General features: G+C 71.3%; 18 protein-coding genes. 7 read left to right on the forward strand and 11 right to left on the reverse strand.

Annotated features, from left to right (window positions below; translation table 11 throughout):
• The first annotated feature begins 47 nt into the window (after positions 1-47).
• Positions 48-944 (forward strand): alpha/beta fold hydrolase, encoded by an 897-nt coding sequence (locus AAH991_RS33005; protein WP_346229845.1) that lies wholly within the window; start codon positions 48-50, stop codon positions 942-944.
• Positions 945-957: 13 nt separating this feature from the next.
• Here the strand turns inward: AAH991_RS33005 and AAH991_RS33010 are convergent, their stop codons facing one another.
• On the reverse strand, positions 958-2,091 hold the full coding sequence (locus tag AAH991_RS33010; protein ID WP_346229846.1) for an FAD-dependent oxidoreductase: 1,134 nt from the start codon (positions 2,089-2,091) through the stop codon (positions 958-960).
• Positions 2,092-2,294: 203 nt separating this feature from the next.
• Here AAH991_RS33010 and AAH991_RS33015 point away from each other — a divergent pair, with 203 nt between their 5' ends.
• Together AAH991_RS33015 and AAH991_RS33020 are read left to right on the forward strand one after the other, a co-directional pair.
• Complete coding sequence (locus tag AAH991_RS33015; RefSeq protein ID WP_346229847.1) at positions 2,295-2,975, forward strand: TetR/AcrR family transcriptional regulator; 681 nt, start codon at positions 2,295-2,297, stop codon at positions 2,973-2,975.
• A 133-nt stretch (positions 2,976-3,108) separates the two neighbouring features.
• Entirely contained in the window at positions 3,109-3,597 is a 489-nt protein-coding gene (locus AAH991_RS33020) for a hypothetical protein (RefSeq protein ID WP_346229848.1), read from the forward strand.
• A gap of 78 nt (positions 3,598-3,675) precedes the next feature.
• On the opposite strand, the gene AAH991_RS33025 is transcribed toward AAH991_RS33020, so the two are convergent.
• From AAH991_RS33025 to AAH991_RS33050, 6 genes are all read right to left on the reverse strand, one after another.
• Positions 3,676-5,070: an NAD(P)/FAD-dependent oxidoreductase gene (locus AAH991_RS33025; RefSeq protein ID WP_346229849.1), complete on the reverse strand. Its 1,395-nt coding sequence runs from the start codon at positions 5,068-5,070 to the stop codon at positions 3,676-3,678.
• Between the two features lie 12 nt (positions 5,071-5,082).
• The gene (locus tag AAH991_RS33030) at positions 5,083-5,874 is read right to left on the reverse strand and encodes an ABC transporter permease (RefSeq protein ID WP_346229850.1); all 792 of its coding nucleotides are present in this window, start codon (positions 5,872-5,874) and stop codon (positions 5,083-5,085) included.
• The gene (locus tag AAH991_RS33035; RefSeq protein WP_346229851.1) at positions 5,871-6,734 is read right to left on the reverse strand and encodes an ABC transporter permease; all 864 of its coding nucleotides are present in this window, start codon (positions 6,732-6,734) and stop codon (positions 5,871-5,873) included. Before AAH991_RS33035 ends, AAH991_RS33030 begins: the two co-directional genes overlap by 4 nt.
• On the reverse strand, positions 6,731-7,948 hold the full coding sequence (locus AAH991_RS33040) for a polyamine ABC transporter substrate-binding protein (protein ID WP_346229852.1): 1,218 nt from the start codon (positions 7,946-7,948) through the stop codon (positions 6,731-6,733). Before AAH991_RS33040 ends, AAH991_RS33035 begins: the two co-directional genes overlap by 4 nt.
• A gap of 87 nt (positions 7,949-8,035) precedes the next feature.
• Positions 8,036-9,184 carry an ABC transporter ATP-binding protein gene (locus tag AAH991_RS33045; protein ID WP_346229853.1) on the reverse strand — a complete coding sequence of 383 codons (1,149 nt, stop codon included), beginning with the start codon at positions 9,182-9,184 and terminating at the stop codon, positions 8,036-8,038.
• A gap of 51 nt (positions 9,185-9,235) precedes the next feature.
• Positions 9,236-10,669 carry a gamma-aminobutyraldehyde dehydrogenase gene (locus tag AAH991_RS33050; RefSeq protein ID WP_310742368.1) on the reverse strand — a complete coding sequence of 478 codons (1,434 nt, stop codon included), beginning with the start codon at positions 10,667-10,669 and terminating at the stop codon, positions 9,236-9,238.
• Between the two features lie 224 nt (positions 10,670-10,893).
• Between AAH991_RS33050 and AAH991_RS33055 the strand changes: the two genes are divergently transcribed.
• The gene (locus AAH991_RS33055) at positions 10,894-11,385 is read left to right on the forward strand and encodes an Lrp/AsnC family transcriptional regulator (protein WP_169981911.1); all 492 of its coding nucleotides are present in this window, start codon (positions 10,894-10,896) and stop codon (positions 11,383-11,385) included.
• 117 nt (positions 11,386-11,502) lie between these two features.
• On the opposite strand, the gene AAH991_RS33060 is transcribed toward AAH991_RS33055, so the two are convergent.
• Entirely contained in the window at positions 11,503-12,156 is a 654-nt protein-coding gene (locus AAH991_RS33060; protein ID WP_346229854.1) for a cyclase family protein, read from the reverse strand.
• Between the two features lie 44 nt (positions 12,157-12,200).
• Entirely contained in the window at positions 12,201-13,049 is an 849-nt protein-coding gene (locus AAH991_RS33065; protein WP_346229855.1) for a nitrilase-related carbon-nitrogen hydrolase, read from the reverse strand.
• A gap of 92 nt (positions 13,050-13,141) precedes the next feature.
• Here AAH991_RS33065 and AAH991_RS33070 point away from each other — a divergent pair, with 92 nt between their 5' ends.
• On the forward strand, positions 13,142-14,599 hold the full coding sequence (locus AAH991_RS33070; protein WP_346229856.1) for a PucR family transcriptional regulator: 1,458 nt from the start codon (positions 13,142-13,144) through the stop codon (positions 14,597-14,599).
• Between the two features lie 16 nt (positions 14,600-14,615).
• Here AAH991_RS33070 and AAH991_RS33075 read toward each other — a convergent pair whose 3' ends face one another.
• Both AAH991_RS33075 and AAH991_RS33080 read right to left on the reverse strand, forming a co-directional pair.
• Positions 14,616-16,031, reverse strand: a complete 1,416-nt coding sequence (locus AAH991_RS33075) for a M1 family metallopeptidase (protein ID WP_346229857.1) — start codon at positions 16,029-16,031, stop codon at positions 14,616-14,618.
• 68 nt (positions 16,032-16,099) lie between these two features.
• Positions 16,100-16,960, reverse strand: a complete 861-nt coding sequence (locus tag AAH991_RS33080; protein WP_346229858.1) for a DivIVA domain-containing protein — start codon at positions 16,958-16,960, stop codon at positions 16,100-16,102.
• A gap of 122 nt (positions 16,961-17,082) precedes the next feature.
• On the opposite strand from AAH991_RS33080, the gene AAH991_RS33085 reads away from it, so the two are divergent.
• The gene (locus tag AAH991_RS33085; protein ID WP_346229859.1) at positions 17,083-17,841 is read left to right on the forward strand and encodes an ABC transporter ATP-binding protein; all 759 of its coding nucleotides are present in this window, start codon (positions 17,083-17,085) and stop codon (positions 17,839-17,841) included.
• Positions 17,838-18,509, forward strand: a complete 672-nt coding sequence (locus AAH991_RS33090; protein ID WP_346229860.1) for a hypothetical protein — start codon at positions 17,838-17,840, stop codon at positions 18,507-18,509. Before AAH991_RS33085 ends, AAH991_RS33090 begins: the two co-directional genes overlap by 4 nt.
• The last annotated feature ends 4 nt before the right edge of the window (positions 18,510-18,513 follow it).

Below are 18,513 nucleotides of genomic sequence, written 5' to 3' on the forward strand. Positions count from 1 at the left end.
CGCGTCCGTGCGATTTCGCCGGGACGCCACGGGCAGGGGCACGTGCCATGTTCGCCGGATTCGAACTCAGCCATGTCGAGGTCGGGGAGGTGCGCCTCCGGGTGCGGCACGGAGGCCGGGGGCCCGCGGTGCTGCTGGTCCACGGGCATCCGAGGACCCACACCACCTGGCACCTGGTCGCGCCCGCTCTCGTGTCCGCCGGATACACCGTCGTCTGCCCCGACCTGCGGGGCTACGGCCGGTCCACGGCGCCTCCGGACGAGCCGGACCATTCCCAGGCCGGCAAGCGCGCCATGGCCGGCGACCTGGTCGCGCTGATGCGGAAGCTCGGCCACGAGCGGTTCCACGCCGTGGGCCACGACCGCGGCGGCTACGTCGTCCAGCGACTCGCGCTGGACCATCCGCACCGCGTGGACCACGTCGTCATCCTCGGCGACGTACCGATCGGTGAGGCGCTGGCCCGCTGCGACGCCCGGTTCGCCCAGGCGTGGTATCACTGGTTCTTCATGGGCCAGCCCGCGCCGCTGCCCGAGCGGCTCATCGCCGCCGACCTGGACGCCTGGTACACGCTCGATCCGGCCCGGATGGGCCGGGAGAACCACGCGGACGTCGCCGCGGCGGTAGCCGATCCGCGGGTGCGGCACGCGATGTGCGAGGACTACCGTGCCGGGCTGGGCGTGGACCGGGCCGCCGACGACGCCGACCGAGCCGCCGGGCGGCGGATCACGAGCCCCCTGCTGGTCCTGTGGGGCGCCAAGGACGACCTGGCGGAGCTCTACGACCACGACGTCCTCGGCGTGTGGCGGCCGTGGGCCGCCGACCTGTCCGGTAACGCCCTCGACACCGGCCATCACATGATGGAGGAAGCCCCGGACGCCCTCATCGCGGCCCTGCTGGACTTCCTCCCCCGGCCACCGGACGGAGCCGCCCATTCCGCCACGTGAGGGGACACGACGGTCAGTGGTCGCCGGCGCCGGCGAAGTCGGGTAGCTCGGTGGACAGCAGCCCGTCGGCGGCGCCGTCGAGGAGCCGGGCCATCTCCGTGGAGCGGGGAAGCATGGTCTCCTCGTACGCGCGGACGGCCTCGCCGACGGTGTCGTGGCGGGCGATGGCGAGGGCGAGTTCGCATGCGTCCAGCATCGCGAGGTTGACGCCGACGCCGAGCGGAGGCATGAGGTGGGCGGCGTCGCCGAGCAGGGTCATCGTGGGGTTGTGCTCCCAGGCGTGCGGGACCGGCAGGGCGAAGATCGGGCGGTCGACGTAAGGGCCGTCGTTGTCGGCGATCAGCCGGCGCAGGCGGGGTGACCAGTCACGGTAGCGCTCCAGAAGGTGGGCGCGGAGGCCGTCGGTGTCAACAGGGGTGAGACCGCCGGCGGTGATCCAGTCGGCCGGGACGCGCTGGATGATGTAGACGCGGATGCGGTCGCCGCCGTTGCGCTGGGCGAACAGGCCGCGGTCGCCGTCCGCCGCGGCCGCGCTGCCCTGGCCGACGAGCTCGGCGATGCCGGGGTGCCGGGTCTCGACGTCGTGGAACCAGGCTTCCAGGAAGCTGACGCCGGTGTAGCGGGGGGTGGCCCCGGAGACCGCGCGGCGGACCGTGGACCAGGCGCCGTCGGCGCCGACGACGAGGTCGGCTTCGATGGTGGTGCCGTCCGTGAAGTGCAGCTGCCGGGGGCCTTCAACCGGACCGCCGACGGCCCGCAGGGCGTGGCCCCAGCGTACGGTGCCGGGCTGGAGCGACTTGAGCAGCAGGTCGCGCAGCCGGCCGCGGTCGATCTCCGGTTTGACCCGCTCGCCCTGCTCGGGGACGTGGTGGAAGAGGATCGTGCCCGCCGGGTCCATCTGGCGCATCTCCTGGCCCTCGGGCCTGGCCAGTTCGAAGAACTCCTCCAGGAGGCCGGCTTCGCGCAGGGCGATCTGGCCGTTGCCGGCGTGCAGGTCGAGGGTGCCGCCCTGGTCGCGGGCGGCGGGGCCGGGGTCGCGCTCGTAGACGGTGGCGGCGATGCCACGCCGCTGGAGGATGCGAGCGCAGATCAGGCCGCCGGGGCCGGCTCCGACGATGGCGATCCGGGGTGCCGGAGTGGTGTCCATGGTGGTGCTCCGTCCGTTCGGGACGGCAGTGCCGTGACTGCCGTGGTGAAGGGATGCCTGGGTGAGGGGTCGGCGGGTCTCGCCGAGGACAGAAGACGGCCGGGCGGCGCCTCGAAACCGTCGCCCAAGAGAAACACACCAACCCAATAAGTGCAACAGAACAACTTTTGGAGTCGGTCAACCCAGGAGGTAGGGTGCCGGGTATGCCCGACACCACGACCGGCCCCACGACCGGCCCCACGACCGGCCCCACGACCGGCGCCACGACCGGCCCCACGACCGGCGCCGCGGCGGGTCCCGCTCCCGCGCCGGTGGGGCGCCGCGAGCGCAAGAAGGCCGCCACCCGCCAGGCCATCGCCGACGCCGCGCTGCGCCTGTTCCTGGAGCGCGGCTACGACGAGGTCGGCATTCGCGAGATCGCGGACGCCGCCGACGTGTCCACCACCACGCTGTTCAAGCACTTCCCGGTCAAGGAGGCCCTCGTCTTCGACGAGGACTCCGACCAGGAGACCCGCCTGCTCGCCGCCGTCCGCGAGCGGCCCGAGGGCCAGTCCATCCCCGGCGCGCTGCGCGAACACGCCCTGACCACCCGGCTGGCCGCCGCCGACGGCGACGCAGCCTTCACCGCCTTCGCCGACCTGGTGGCCGGCACCCCCGCGCTGCGCGACCATGCCCAGAAGATGTGGCTGCGCCACACCGCCGCACTCGCGAAGGCCATCGCCGAGGAGAGCGGCCTCGCCGCGGACGACCCCGTCTGCGCCGCCCTGGCCCACTTCGCCCTCGAAGCCCCCCGCGCGGCTCACGCCCACGACAACCCCAGAGAGGCCATCATTCGGGCCTTCGACCTCCTGGAACACGGCTGGAACGCGCTCGCGCAGAAATGAGCAACCGCCCTCGCGGTCCAGGTGTGCCGCGACCTGGCCTTTCACGATCGGCTAGCGATCGGCTGACGGTGCCCTTCCTACGTTGATGCCGCTCGCGAGGGCCGCGAGCACATCGAGAACCGAGGGAATCCTCATGCGTATTCGCACACTGGTCACCGGCCTCGGCCTGGCCGCCGGCCTCGCCGTCCCCGCCGGGGTGTCGACCCCCGCCCACGCCGCCACCGCCGCGACCGCCTGCACCGTGGAGCTCTCCTCCATCTACGCCGGCAACGTCGACGAGAAGGACGGGCGGGACGAGCTCCGCTTCCGCGTGGACGGCAACCTCTTCCCGCGCATCAACTCGAAGTACTCGACGATGACGGCGGGCGACACCGACTACGCGTCGGACTTCGAGGACCCGACCACGATCGTGGACCCGACCCACTCCGCGTCCTTCAACCTGCGTGAGGTCACGCCTCCGGCCGCCGGTTCCGGCACCTCGCTGGGCAGCGCCACCGCGGACTGGTCCGACTGCAGCACCCTGAATGTCGGCGAGTGGGACGACCTCCCCTCGCAGTCGATCAGCGGCACCGACGAGACGTACTACGACTACCGCGTCGTCCTCAGGGTCACCGGCATCTGAGCCGACCGGCCTTCCGTACGGCAGGCCGCGGTTCCCCTCCGGTCCGCACGGCGGAGGGGAACCGCGGCCCGCACGTCCTCAGGAGTCGAAGCCGACGCCGAAAGCGTCGAGGGTGCGCAGCCAGGCGTTGCGGCGGCCCTCGTGCTCGTCGGCCCGGGCGATGGCCCAGCGCGTGAGCTGGATGACGCCGGACCGCACCGGCTCGGGTGGGAAGGGCACCGGCTTCTCCCGCACCATGCGCAGGTCCGTACGCTCGGTCACCCGGCCCTGCAGCAGGTCGAGCATGACGTTGGCCCCGAACCGGGTCGCGCCCACGCCGAGGCCGGTGTATCCGGCGGCGTAGGCGAGGCGCGAGCCGTACGCGGTGCCGAAGAAGGCGCTGAACCGGCTGCAGGTGTCGATGACCCCGCCCCACCTGTGGGTGAAGCGCAGGCCGTGGAGCTGCGGGAACGTCTCGAAGAAGTGCGTGGCGAGCTTCTCGAAGGTGGCGTCGCGCTGGTCGTACTCCGGCCTGACCAGGCCGCCGTTGTGATAGACGGCGTCGTAGCCGCCCCACAGGATCCGGTTGTCGTCGGTCAGACGGTAGTAGTGGAACCGGTTGGCCGAGTCGCCGATGCCCTGGCGGTTCCGCCAGCCGATCTCCGCCAGCAGGTCGTCCGGCACCGGCTCGGTCATCAGCGCGTAGTCGTACACCGGCACGAGGAAGTGCCTGAGCCGGCGCAGCAGCGGCGGGAACGCGCCGGTGCCGAGGGCCACCCGCCCGGCCCTGACCCGGCCCTTCGGCGTGCCGAGTTCGAGCGCCACGCCGTCGTCGTGCAGGGAGCGCACCGGCGTGTGCTCGAAGACGCGCACGCCGAGCCGCACGCAGACGTCGCGCAGCCCCCACGCCAGCCGCGCCGGGTCGACCATGGCGACGCCCCGCCGGTCCCACACGCCGCCGAGGTACGTCGGGGAGTCCACCTCGGCCCGCACCTGCTCGCGGTCGAGCCGCTCCAGCCGCATGCCGAGCGAGGCGGCCCCGCTCACCTCCTCGTCGAGCCCGGCGAGCTGCCACTCCTCGGTGGCCACCCGCAGCTCGCCGGTGCGCTCGAAGGAGCAGTCGACGCCGTAGCGGGCGAGGGTCTGCTCGATCTCGTCGAGGTTCTCCAGGCCGAGCCGTTCCAGGGTCGCGATCTCGGCGGGCCAGCGGTCCTGGCCGTTGCCGAGCCCATGGGTCAGGCTCGCCGCGCAGAACCCGCCGTTGCGACCGGAGGCGGCCCACCCGACCGCGCGGCCCTCCAGGAGGACCACGTCGAGCGAGGGGTCGCGCTCCTTGGCCATCAGGGCGGTCCACAGGCCGGTGAAGCCGCCGCCGACCACCGCGAGGTCCGCCGTGACGTCTCCCGTCAGCGGGGGCAGCGGCTCGGGCGCGATCGGCCGGTCCAGCCAGTACGGCTTACGCTCCGCGTCGGCGAGCGCCTTCGACGGGACCACGGTTTCACTTCCTCACGCGTTGGCGCGGCGGCGTCCCACGAGGGCGTTGACCACGGCGATCAGCACACCGGCCGCGAAGATCAGCGTTCCCATGACGTTCACCTGCGGCGGGAGGCCGACACGAGTGGCGCCCCAGATCCACAGCGGGAACGTCATGGTGCCGCCGGAGTTGAAGTTGGTGATGACGAAGTCGTCGATCGACAGCGCGAAGGCCAGCATCGAGCCCGCCAGCACGCCGGGGAAGATCATCGGCAGGGTGACCAGCCGGAACGTCGTCCACGGTCCCGCGCCGAGGTCGCGGGCCGCCTCCTCCAGGGAGGCGTCGAGCGTCATCACCCGGGCCCGCACGGTCACGGCCACGAACGAGATCGAGAACATGACGTGCGAGATCAGGATCGTCACGAATCCGAGGGGCACGGCGAGCGTGACGAACAGCGACAGCAGCGACGCGCCCATCACGATCTCGGCGCAGGAGATCGCCGCGAACATCACGAGGTTCATCGCCCCGGAGCCGCGGAAGCGGTAGCGGCCGAGCGCCAGCCCGATCAGCGACCCGAGCACCCCGGCGATCAGCATCGTCAGCACGGCGATGAGCAGCGAGTTCACCAGCGCCTGGGTGAGGTCGCCGATCTCGAACAGCTTGCCGTACCACTTGAGCGTGAAGCCCTGCCAGGCCGTGTTGTACCGGCCCTTGGTGTCGTTGAAGCCGAAAAGGATCATCACGGCGATCGGCAGCACGAGCCACGCGATCACCAGCCAGGTGTAGATCTGCAGGCCGCGGCCGCGCAGCAGGCCACCCCTCATCGGGCCGCCACCTCCAGCACGTCCTCGGTGCCGAGCGCCTTGGCGTACGCGAAGATGCCCACCAGCAGCAGGGCCATCAGCGTGAACGACAGCGCCGAGGCGGTCGGGTAGTCCTGGTTGACCAGGAACTGGTTCTGGATGACGTTGCCGATCATGGTGTTGCTGGTGCCGCCGAGCACGGAGGCGTTGACGTAGTCGGACGTGGCCGGCACGAACGTCATCAGCACGCCGGCGAACACTCCCGGCAGCGACAGCGGCAGCACGACGCGCAGGAAGGTCTGCAGCTTGCTCGCGTAGAGGTCCTGCGCGGCCTCCAGGACGCGCGGGTCGATCCGCTCCAGCGCCACGTACATCGGCAGGATCATGAACGGCAGGAAGTTGTACGCCAGGCCGCCGATGACCGCCGCGCTCGTGGCCAGGATGTGGAAGTCCTGCGGCACCAGCCCCAGCGACTTCAGCGGCCCGAGCAGCATGCCGTTGTCGGACAGGAAGAACTGCCAGGAGATGGTGCGCAGCACGAACGACACCAGGAAGGGCAGCAGCAGGAGGAACAGGTAGATCGACTTGCGGTTGCCGCCCTTGAAGGCGATCCAGTACGCCACCGGGAACCCGATGACGATCTGGATCACCGTCGAGATCACGCCGTACACCACGGACCGGATGATCTGGTCGTGGTAGGTGCTGATCCCGTCGACGTAGCTGTGCCAGTTGAACGTGAACGCGTAACCGTTCACGACGTCGCCCGACTGCAGCGACAGCGACAGCATGACGACCGTCGGGATGACGAAGAAGATCGCCAGCCAGAGCGTGCCCGGGAAGAGCAGCAGGTACGGCGTCAGCGAAGCCTTGAGCCTGCTCATGACGTCGTGATCGCCTGGAAGATGGACTCGAACTTCTTCTGCTCCTGCGGCGTCTTGAACTTGACGTAGCTGCGCAGCCTGGCGGAGTCCTCCGCGCTCGGGAAGACCAGCGGGCTGCTCGCCACCTCCTCCAGGAGCTTCTTGTCGTCGCCCGACGCCTTGGCCGCGTCGGCGGCGATGACGTCCTTGGCGGCCGGGACCGGCGTCACGTAGTTGATGTACTCCGCGAGGTGCGCCGCCACGTTCACGTCGTAGAAGAAGTCCATCAGCATGATCGCGTCGACCGGGTTCGCCGCGGTCTTCGGGATCGTCATGTTGTCGGTCCAGATGGTCCCGCCCTCCTGCGGCACCACGAACTTGAGGTCCGTGCCGTCGGAGACGTTCTTCTGGAAGACGTCGCCCGACCAGGCCATGGCGAGCCAGATGTCACCCTTGGCCAGCGGGTCCATGTACGCCTGGTCGTAGTACTTGCGGACGATGCCGCCGTCGCGCTGCTCCTGGAGCTTGGCCCCGGCCTTCTCCCAGTCCGCCTCGGTGGACTTGTCGGGGTCGGCGCCGATCGCGAACATGCCGAAGTTGGCGATCTCCTGGGAGTCGGACATCATGCCGACCTTGCCCTTGTACTTGGGGTTCCACAGCTCGGCGATGCTGGTCGGCGGGGTGTCGATGTACTTCGGGTTGTACGCGATGCCCGTCATGCCGGAGGCCCACGGGATGCTGTAGACGTTGCCCGGGTCGAACGACTCGTTCTTGTACTGCTCCGCCACGTTCGCCGCGAAGTTCGGCAGCTTGGAGTGGTCGAGCGGCGCCAGGTAGCCGAGCTGGACGAGCTGCTCGAAGTGCAGGCCGTTGGTGACGACCATGAGGTCGTAGTCGATGGGCTGCCCCGCGGCGAGCTGCGGCTGGATCTTGGCGAACCAGCTCGGCATCTCGAGGATGACCTCTTTGTAGTTCACCGTGATGCCGGTCTGCTGGGTGAACTGCTTGAGCTCGGGCTGCTTGGGGTCCATGTAGAGCGGCCAGTTGGCGAAGTCGACGTGGCCGTTCTTCGTCTTGCCCGACCAGAACTTCTCCACCTCGGACTGGGCCTGGGCGGAGGAGGTCGGCTTGGCCGTGCCCTTGCCCTGCACACCGCAGGCGGCGAGGGCGAGCCCGGCGGCCGACAGTCCCGCGAGCCGGAAGGCGTCGCGCCTGCCGAGCCGGCGCTGGGTCATGCCACGGAGGATGGCGGGGTCCTGCCTGTATGGGTGGTTCATTGGGGTGTGGTGCTCCGGGTTCTGTCTACCGCGGGGGTTCGGGTGTTACCGCAGGGCGTAGGAGTGCCAGGGCTGCCAGGAGAGCCAGACCGAGTCGCCCCGCTCGGCGGTGATCGTGCTGTCGTTCGCGTTCTGCTCGAACACCGTGATCTCGGCGCCGTCGCCGAGCATCACGACGTAGCTGTTGGAGGTGCCGAGGTAGACGACCTCGGCCACGGTCCCCCGCACGACGCTGAGGTCGCCCTCGGGCCGGTCCTTCGCAATCTTGATCTTCTCCGGCCGGACCGTCAGGTCGACGGTCTGGCCGGCCGAGAGCGTGCCGTCCGCGGGGATGAGGATCCGGTCGCTCTGCCCGAGGGCGAGCACGGCGGTGTCACCGCCGACATGCTGCACCGTTCCGCTCAGCAGGTTGGAGGTGCCGATGAACCCGGCCACGAACTTGCTGGCGGGCCGCTCGTAGATCTCGCGGGGACCGGCGAGCTGTTCCACGAGGCCGTCGTTCATGACGGCGATGCGGTCGCTCATCGTCAGCGCCTCGCTCTGGTCGTGCGTCACGTAGACGAACGTGATGCCGACCTCACGCTGGATGCGCTTGAGCTCGATCTGCATGGCCTGGCGGAGCTTGAGGTCGAGCGCGCCGAGCGGCTCGTCGAGCAGGAGCGCGCGGGGCCGGTTGACCAGCGCGCGGGCGAGCGCGACGCGCTGCTGCTGGCCTCCCGACATCTCCTTCGGCCGGCGCTTCTCGCGGCCGACCAGGTCCACGACCTCCAGGATCTCCCCGACACGACGCTTGATCTCCGTGTCGGGGACCTTCTTGCGCTTGAGCCCGAACGCGACGTTGTCCCAGACGTTCATGTGCGGGAACAGCGCGTAGGACTGGAACACCATGTTGATGTCACGCTTGTTCGGCGGGACGTTCGTGACGTCCTCCCCGTGGAGCCTGACGACCCCCTGGGTGGGGTCCTCGAACCCGGCGATCATTCGCATGCTGGTGGTCTTGCCGCAGCCTGAGGGGCCGAGGAGGGAGAAGAACTCCCCCTCCGCGATGGCGAGGCTCACGCCCTTGACCGCCCGTACGACCTCGCCGTGCGAGACGTACTCCTTCACCACGTTGTCGAGTTCGATGGCGGGCACGTCTCCTGATACGGGGGCAGCCGCGACGGCTGCCCCCGGGCCCGCCTGGATCTCTGTCATTCCAGGCTTATCCCTCTTTTTCGATAGGCGTCCGGCCGAAGCCGGCGGCACCTATTCGCCGATGTAGTGCATGACGTGCTTGACGCGCGTGTAGTCGTGCAGGCCGAAGACGGACAGGTCCTTGCCGTAGCCCGAGTGCTTGAAGCCGCCGTGCGGCATCTCGGACACGAACGGGATGTGGGTGTTGACCCAGACGATGCCGAAGTCGAGCCGCTTGGACATCCGCATCGCGCGGCCGTGGTCGGTGGTCCACACCGAGCTGGACAGGCCGTAGCGGACCCCGTTGGCCTTGGCCAGCGCGTCGGCCTCGTCGGTGAACGTCTGGACGGTCATGACGGGACCGAAGATCTCGTCCTGCACCATCTCGTCGTCCTGCTTCAGCCCGTCCACGACGGTCGGGGCGAAGAAGAAGCCCTTGTCGCCGACGCGGGTGCCGCCGGTGAGGACCTTCGCGTGCTCGGGGAGCCGCTCGAAGAAGCCCTCGACCCGGGCGAGCTGGTTGGCGTTGTTCAGCGGGCCGAAGTAGGCGTCCTCCTCGTCGAGACCGCCCAGCTTGGTGGCGGCGGCGGCCTCGGCCAGCGCCGCGGCGAACTCGTCGTGGATGCTCTCCTGCACGAGCACGCGGCAGGCGGCGGTGCAGTCCTGGCCGGCGTTGTAGAGGCCCGCCCCGGCGATCTCCTCGGCGACGGCCTTGATGTCCTTGACGTCCTCGAAGACCACAACCGGGGCCTTGCCGCCCAGCTCCAGGTGGACCCGCTTGAGGTCGTCGGCGGCGGTCCTGGCGACGGCCATGCCGGCGCCCACCGAGCCGGTGATCGCGACCATGTCGGCGTCGGCGTGCCCGACGACCAGGGCGCCGGTCTCGCGGTCGCCGGTGACCACGTTGAAGACACCGGCGGGCAGGACGTCGCCGAGGATCTCGGCCAGCTTCAGCGTGGAGACCGGGGTGGTGTCGGACGGCTTGAGCACGATCGTGTTGCCGGCGGCGAGAGCGGGGGCGATCTTCCACACCGCCATCATCATCGGGTAGTTCCACGGCGTGACCTGGCCGATGACTCCGATCGGCTCGTGCCGGATCATCGACGTGTGGTCGGCGAGGAACTCACCGGCGGTGGGGCCCTCCAGCGTGCGGGCCGCACCGGCAAAGAACCGGAAGTGGTCGGCGGCGACCGGGGTCTCGTCCTCGGCCATGCGGGCGCGGGGCTTGCCGGTGTTACGGCATTCGGCCTCGTTGATCTCATCCGCGCGGGCCTCGATCGCGTCGGCGACCTTGAGCAGCAGCGCCGCGCGCTCGCCCGGCGTCGTCTGGCCCCACGTCTCGAATGCGGCCGTCGCGGCGGCGTAGGCGGCGTCGACGTCCTCCTGACCCGACACCGGTGCCTGGGCGTAGACCTCGCCCGTCGTAGGGTCTACGACGTCGGAGAAACGGCCGCTCGCGGCGTCGACGAACTTCCCGTTCACGAAGTTCTGGAGACGGGTGGTCACCGTTGACCTCCTGTTGAGGTGGCTGAGATGTCGCGACTCTGGCAGAGCAAAGAGCCACAGACAAGGGATTTCGTCGCTAAGATACCAAATTGCTACGGAATCGCTTGACACGAGCGACTCAGCTGACAACATGTCAGACCACGATCGCAACATGTCGAAAACGGTGCTGTAACATCCGGTCGCCACGGCGGCCGAAGCCCGCCAAGAGAGGACACCCCCCGAGGATGACGACTCCCCCCAAGGCTCGCGCGGCTGCCGCTAAGGGTGGGCCGGTGGTGCTCGACGAGATCTCCAAGCAGATCATCGAGCAGCTTCAGATGGACGGGCGAAAGCCGTACGCCGCCATCGGCAAGGCGGTGGGGCTGTCGGAGGCGGCGGTGCGTCAGCGGGTGCAGCGCCTGCTCGACCTCGGCGTCATGCAGATCGTCGCCGTCACCGACCCGCTCACCCTGGGCTTCCCCCGTCAGGCCATGATCGGCATCAAGTGCGAGGGCGATCTGGAGCGCGTCGCCGACGAGCTGGCGCAGATCCCCGAGATCGACTACGTGGTGCTGACAGCAGGCTCGGTCGACATCATGGTCGAGGTGGTCTGCGAGGGCGACACCCACCTGCTGGAGATCCTGGGGAAGATCCGGGCGATCTCCAGCGTGCGGGCGACCGAGACGTTCGTCTACCTCAAGCTGCACAAGCAGACGTACTCGTGGGGGACGCACTGACGACGGCGCCCCGCACGGCCGTCATCACGGCGAGCGGGGGCACGTCCCGGTAGTCCAGGCGGACGCGGTCCGGCTCCACGCCGAGGGTGAAGTCCCGCGGCGCCGTCAGCACCGCCCTCAGCCGACCCTGGCGACGGCGCGTACGGGCGCGCCGTCGGCCCCGGTCAGGCGCAGCGGGAGCAGGGAGACCTCCACTTGGCGACCGGCGGCCTGGGCCTCCAGCAGGGGGCCCAGGTTGCGCAGGTTCTCGGCGATCACCGCGTGCGCCCCGCAGAGGGCCCGGTGCGCCGGCAGGTCGGCCGGAGCCGGCGTCGGGTCGACGCTGAGGGCGTCGATGCCGACGGTGCGGACCCCCGCGGCGACGATCAGGCGGGCGGTCTCCGCGGTCAGGTACGGGTGGGCCAGGTACTCCGGCGTCCCCCAGTGCCCGTCCCAGCCGGTCGCGACGAGCAGGACGGTTCCCGGCCGCAGCCGTCCCGCCACCGCCTCCAGCGTCCCGGGGGTGACCGGCGAACGCGGCGGCAGGCCGCGGACGTCGAGGACCGCCGCGGGGCCGAGGAACCGCTCCAGCGGCAGGGCGTCCAGCGCCGGCAGCGCGTCGTCGATGTGGAACGGCGCGTCCACGTGGGTGCCGGACTGCGACCCGAGGTGCAGCCCGAGGACGTTGACGCCCTCGGCCGCCACGGTGAGGGCGGGCGCGATCTCGACCTCGGGATCCCCGGGATAGACGGGCATGCCGCTCACGACGGGCACCGACAGGTCGACGATCACGGCTTCTCCCCTGGTGTCAGGCCTCCCGGGCGCGGGCGGGCCGATCAGATCGTAGGACACGAGTAGAGATCGGTCCGCCGGTCGCGGTGGACGTCGTTGCGCGGGCCGGTGGCCTTGTCCCTGGCGCGGGCCAGGTCGCAGTCGGCGACCAGCACGGCCGGCCCGTCCCTGAGCACCGGGCCCGCCAGCGGGTATCCGTTCGGGCCGATCAGCGACGTCCCGCGCACCCAGTCCACGCCGCGCTCGGCCGCGCACCGGTCGGCCACGGCGACGAACATGCGGTTGGCCGCGGCGGCGATCTGGGCGTACGCGACCAGCACCGGGCGCTCCCCGGCGGGCACGGGCGAGGCGGGCCAGTTGGTGGAGACGGCGAGAATGTCGGCCCCGGCGAGCCCCACGGACCGCACCCACTCGGGGAACTCCAGGTCGTAGCAGACCATCATCCCGATGCGGCCGATCGGGGTGTCCACGACGGGGGGCGGCGCGTCGCCGGGCGTGAACACGTCCTGCTCGTCGTGCCACAGGTGGGCCTTGCGATAGACGGCCCTGGTCCCGGTCGCGTCGACCATGACCTGGCTGTTGCGCAGGACGCCGCCGGCCAGCTCGCAGAATCCGCCCACGATCACCAGGTCGTGGGCCCGGGCCAGACGGGCCCAGGCGGTGACGGTCGGGCCGTCGGCGGGCTCGGCGAGGCTCCCGGCCTCCTCGGCGCCCGAGAAGACGTAGCCGCTGTTGACGAGCTCGGGCAGCACCACCAGCCGGGCGCCGGCCTCGGCCGCCTCCGCGATCGCCGCTTCGGCGGCGGCACGGTTCGCCGCGGGCTCGCCCACCCGCAGCGGAACCTGCGCGACCGCGATCCGCGTCACCGCCGCGCCATCGTCCGCCGTCGTCATGCGTTCCTCCAGGTCATGGGGAGACCGCTTCGGCGCGGCTCACCCCTTCAATCAGGACAACTAGGGATATCACGGGAAATAGGCTGACGGCTGTGGACGGGCACAACACCGTGGAGGACCTGCTGCGCTCCCCCGCGCTGCAACTGCGGGTGCTGGCGGGCGAGCGCGGCCTCGGCAGGTCGGTCTCCTGGGCCCATGTGAGCGAGCTGGAGGACCCCACGCCCTGGCTGCTCGGGGCCGAGGTCATCATGACGACGGGCATCGGCGTCCCCCGGGCCGCCGCCGCCCAGCGGGCGTACCTGGAACGGCTCGACGACGCGGGGGTGGCGGCGCTCGCGCTCAGCGCGGGGCTGCACGTCCCCCCGCTGCGCCGGGCCTTCCTCGACACCGCCGAGGAGCGCGGGTTCCCCGTGCTGGAGGTGCCGCTGGCCGTGCCGTTCATCGCGATCGCCCAGGAGGTCGCGGCGGCGGTGCAGGAGGACGCCCGCCAGCGGCTGGGAGCCCAGCTGCAGGTGTTCGGCGCACTGCGCTGGCTCGCGTCCGAGGGGCTGGACACGGCGGGGCTGTTCCGGCGGCTCGAACGCCTGTCGGGCTACGAGATCTTCCTGAGCACGCCGCAGGGCCGCCCGCTGCTGCCGGGAGTGCCGGCGCCCCCGCCGTCCGTACGGCTGCCCGCCTCGGCGGACGCGCCGCCGACGATCCCCGGCGGCTTCGCGCTCCCGGTGCCCGCGCCCGGCGGGCCGGCCGGGTTCCTGGTCGCCTTCGAGCGGGAGGGCGCCCGCCCGGCCGGGCTCGCCGTGGTGCAGCACATCGCGACCGTCGCCGCCCTGCGGGTGGCGATGGTGCGCAGCGAGCGCGAGACGCTGCGCCGCCAGGGGGCGGAGACGCTGGCCGAGCTGCTGCAGGACGTGCTCGACCCGGAGACCGCCCGGCGCAGGCTCGACCTGATGGGCCTGCCGCCGGACCGCGACGTCGTGCTCCTCGTGGTGCGCGACGCCGCCGACGACGCCGTGGTCCGGGCCCTCGCCGAGCATCCGCACCTCATGCTCCGCCGGCATCGGGACCTGTACGTGCTGACGGCGGCGGCCGTCGCCACCGCGGAGCTGGAGGCGGTGCCCGGCATCGCGGCCGGCGTCAGCCGCCCCGTCACGCCCGGGTCGTCGCTGCGCGTCCCGCAGCGGGAGGCCCTGTGGGCGGCCTCCCGCGCCGCCGAGGCGGGCCGGCCACTGGTCGCCTACGGCGAGGACACCACGGGCCGGTGGCTGCCGGACGACGTGGGCGTGCTGGCGGCCCTGGTCGAGCACGTGCTCGGCGACGTCCTGCGGTACGACGCCGAACACGGCTCGGAGCTGATCACCTCGGTCCGCACGTGGATGGAGCGCGACCGCCGCGTCGACGACGCCGCGCGGGCCCTGCACGTGCACCCCAACACGCTGTCGTACCGGCTGCGCCGCTTCGGCGCGCTGACCGGGCGCGACCTGTCGGCGACCGGCGACTTCGCCGAGGTGTGGCTGGCCATCCGGGCGGCGGCCCAGCTCGGCGGGCTCTAGTCGATGCCTGGGCGGGTCACGGCTTCGGCTTGGCCGCCCGGTACAGCCACGCGTCGAACAGGTCGTCCAGGTCCCGGCCGGACAGCCGCTCCGCCAGGGCGAGGAGGTCCTTCGTGGTGACCGTCGAGTGGCGGTTCTGCCTGGCCCAGGTGCGCAGCAGCGTGAAGAACGTCTTGTCGCCGATCTCCTTGCGCAGCGCGTGCACGGTCATGGCGCCGCGCACGTAGATCGCATTCCAGTCGAACATGCCGTCGCGGCCCGGGTCGCCGGTCTTGAGCTTCCAAAAGTCACTGCCGGCTCGGTGCCTGTAGTGCTCGGCGAAGGTCCGCTCGGCGGACGGGCCGCCGTGCTGCTCCTGGTACAGCCACTCGGCGTACGACGCGAAGCCCTCGTTCAGCCAGATGTCCTTCCAGCTGCGCAGGCCGACGCTGTCGCCGAACCACTGGTGGGCCAGTTCGTGCACGATCACCAGTTCGTCCGACATGCCCGTGTCGTACACCGGCCTGCCCTGCGTCTCCAGCGCGTAGTCCACGTCGAGCCGGTCGGCGATGCCGCCCGTCGAGGAGAACGGGTAGTCGCCGAAGACCTTCGACTCCCACCGGATCGCCTTGGCCGTGGTGCTGTGCAGGCGCTTGAACTCCTTGGCCAGCGAGGGGTCGTACGCCGTGATGTTGGGTTTGCCCCCGACGGTGCCCCGGCTGACCGTGAACTTCCCGATCGCGACCATGGCGAGGTACGGCGCCATGGGGTGGCGCATCGTCCACTTCGAGGTCCGGTAGCCGTCACGCGGGCCGGCGACGCCGGAGTTGTCCGGCTCGCCGTTGGCCAGGACCGTCAGCCCCTCGGGCGCGGTGACCTCGAAGGTGAAGGTGGCCTTGTCACGCGGGTGGTCGTTGGCCGGGAACCAGCTGCGGGCGCCGTCCGGCTCGGCCAGCGCGACGGCGCCGTCCTCGGTGTCGATCCAGCCGGCGACGCCGAGCGCCCTGTCCTTGATCGGCTTCGGCCGGCCGGCATAGGTCACCATGACGGTGAACTTCTTCCCCGACGGCAGCCCGCGCCGGGGGGTGACGACGAGCTCCTGGCCCTTGCGGACGTACGACGCCCGGCGGCCGTTCACCTCGACCTCGCTGATCGCCGGACCGGAGAAGTCGAGGTCGAACCGGGACAGGTTCTTGGTCGCCCTCGCCGTGATCGTCGTCGTGGCGCTGAGGCGGCGGGTCTCCGGGGTGAACCGCAGCCGGACCGCGTAGTGGGCGACGTCGTAGCCGCCGTTGCCCGCGAGGGGGAAGTACGGGTCGCCGAGCCCGGCCGAGCCGGGAGTGTAGGCACCGGAGCCGGTGCTCGCCCGGGCCGACGGCACGGCCGCCAGGGGGATGACCGCCGTGAGACCGGCGGCGACGAGCCTTGGCCAGGGGGATGATCTACGAAGCATGATCCCTATCGTGGTGCATAGCGCCACGAAAATCGGGATTTATCCGCTTTTAGCGGGTGCAGATCGGATCAGGGGCGGCGTTCCAGCACGCTCGCCATCTCGGCCAGGAAGCCGTCCACCTCGCGGATCGCGTAGCCGGGCCGGAACACGACGGTGGCGAACGTGGCCTTCCTGACCTGCTCCGCCGTCAGCGGCTCGGCCGTCGTCCCGCGCAGCGTCGCCACCACCCGGTCGAGGAACTCGTCGACCTCCTCCTCCCGGTAGCCCATCCCGAGCCGTCCGGGGCGGAAGGCGACGCGTTCGACCCGGGCCGCCTGTGCCTCCAGCCAGGACGCCGTGCCCGGCTCCGGTGATGGCGCGCCCGTCTTCTCCGCGGCGTTCGCGGGGGCCGCGTCCGACCCCGCACGCTCCCCGTCCCCCGTACGGCGCGCCGCGGCCCGTGCGGCCGGCGCCGCGACGAGGGGCTGTGTCACGGCGTTCGCCATGGCGGCGCGCCCCGGAGCGGTGCGGTCCGCGGCGGCGGGTTCTGTCCCGGCGTGTTCTGTGGCGGCGGGCCCCGTGGCGGGCTTTGCCGCTGCGAGTTCTGTCGCCGCAGGCTCTCGGGAGGCGGGCTCTCCGGCGGCGGCCGGCCGTGGAGTCACCGTCACCGGCCCGGGAGCGCCGGCCGCGGGCCTCGCCCGCGCGTCGCCGCCCTGACCGGCTCTGGCCTCGACCGCCACGATGAACGCGTCGAGCGCGAAGTCCACCGCCGTCTCGTTGTAACCGCCGAGTTTGACGGCGAACCTCGCGTTCCTGATCTCGTCGGCCGTCACCGGCGGCCCGTCGGCCGGGCCACGCCCGAGCGTCGACTCGATCCTGCGCACGAAGTCGTCGACCTGTTGGGGGTCATAGCCCAGGCGCACGGCCATGACGCGGGGAAAGCGGTTCACCAGACCTCCGGCCCGTCGCTCATGCCCGACCATTTTGACGGGAGTCCCAACAGAAAGGCGAGACCCAAAGATCGCCCGATGTCGGTACGCCTGGAAGAACATCCCGATAAGCTCCAGAAACTATGCGGATCGCCAGCCTCTCCTTCCGGTACGGGAGGCGAGCCCCCTGGGTCCTGCGGGACGCCGGTCTGGTCCTCGATCCGGGAGACGTGGTCGAGGTCACCGGGCCCAACGGCACCGGCAAGTCGACCCTGCTGCGGCTCGTCGCCGGGCTGCTCAGGCCCGTACGCGGAAGCGTCGAGGACCGCCCCCGCGTCGTCGGATACGCCCCCGAGCGGTTCCCCGCGGACCAGCCGTTCACCGTGGCGTCCTACCTGCGGCACATGGCGGCGGTCCGGAGAGTGAGCACGGACGCGATCGGCCGGTGGAGCGAGCGGCTCGGCATGGACCACCTGCTCGGACAGCGCCTGCCCGACCTGTCCAAGGGCAGCGCGCACAAGGTGGGCCTCGCGCAGGCGCTGCTCGCCGAACCGGGCTTGCTCGTGCTCGACGAGCCCTTCGCCGGGCTCGACGCCGCCACCCGGGCCGAACTTCCCACGATCATCGGGGAGGTCCGCGCGCGCGGCGGGATCGTGGTGGTGAGCGACCACCAGGGCGACCTGCGCGCCTTTCCCGGCCTGCGCCGCTGCGAGGTCCGCGACCACGCCGTACGGGAGCTCGAGCAGGCCGAGGAGACCGGCGAGCCGGCTCTGACCGTGCTGGAGGTGGCGGTGGCCGCGTCGCGGGCGGCGGACCTGGCCGAGCGGCTGCGCGCCGAGGGCTGCGCGGTGCACATCACGGGCCGCACCACGGCCCGCGCCTCCGGGGAGGCCGCCGGATGACATCCGTGATCGCGCTGGCGCGGTTCCGCGTCGCCGGCTACGTCGCCTCCCACCGGGCCCTGCAACCGCTCATCGGACTGCTGGCGCTGCTGGCGATCCTCTACGCGACCGCCGTCCCCGCCGGTCAGGAGATCGCGGCCACCGCGGACTCGGCGGCCATGCTCGTGCCGGTGCTCGCCTGGGCCGCACGCGGCCTGCTCGACACCGAACCCGACGAGCAGCGCAGCGTCGCCCTGTCCGCGCTGGGGCCGAGAGAACTGGTGAGCGGACTGCTGGCGGCGTTCTCGTCGCTGCTCGTCCTGACCGCGGTCGCCGAGGCCGCCCTGCTCTCCCGTCTCGCCGCCTCTCCCACGCTCACCGTGCTCCTGGCCGGGGTGTGGCTGCACCTGCTGTCGGCGGCGGCGGGGCTCACACTCGGGGCGCTGACCAGCCGGCCGATCCTGCCCTCCCCCGCGGTGTCCACCATCGCCCTGATCCTCGGCTACCTGTCGATGCTGGTGATCAGCCTGGCCGGGGGCCGCTGGCTCACCGTGCCGGTCATGGGCTGGATGCGCGACGCCCACCACGGCGTGCTGCTCACCGGGCTGCCCCTGCTCACGGTGCAGTCGCTGCTGTGGCCCGCGATCGGACTGGCGGCCTACGCCTGGCTGCGCCGCACCCGGCCCTGAACCG

The organism is Microbispora sp. ZYX-F-249, assembly GCF_039649665.1.
GTDB classification, from domain to species: Bacteria; Actinomycetota; Actinomycetes; order Streptosporangiales; family Streptosporangiaceae; genus Microbispora; species Microbispora maris.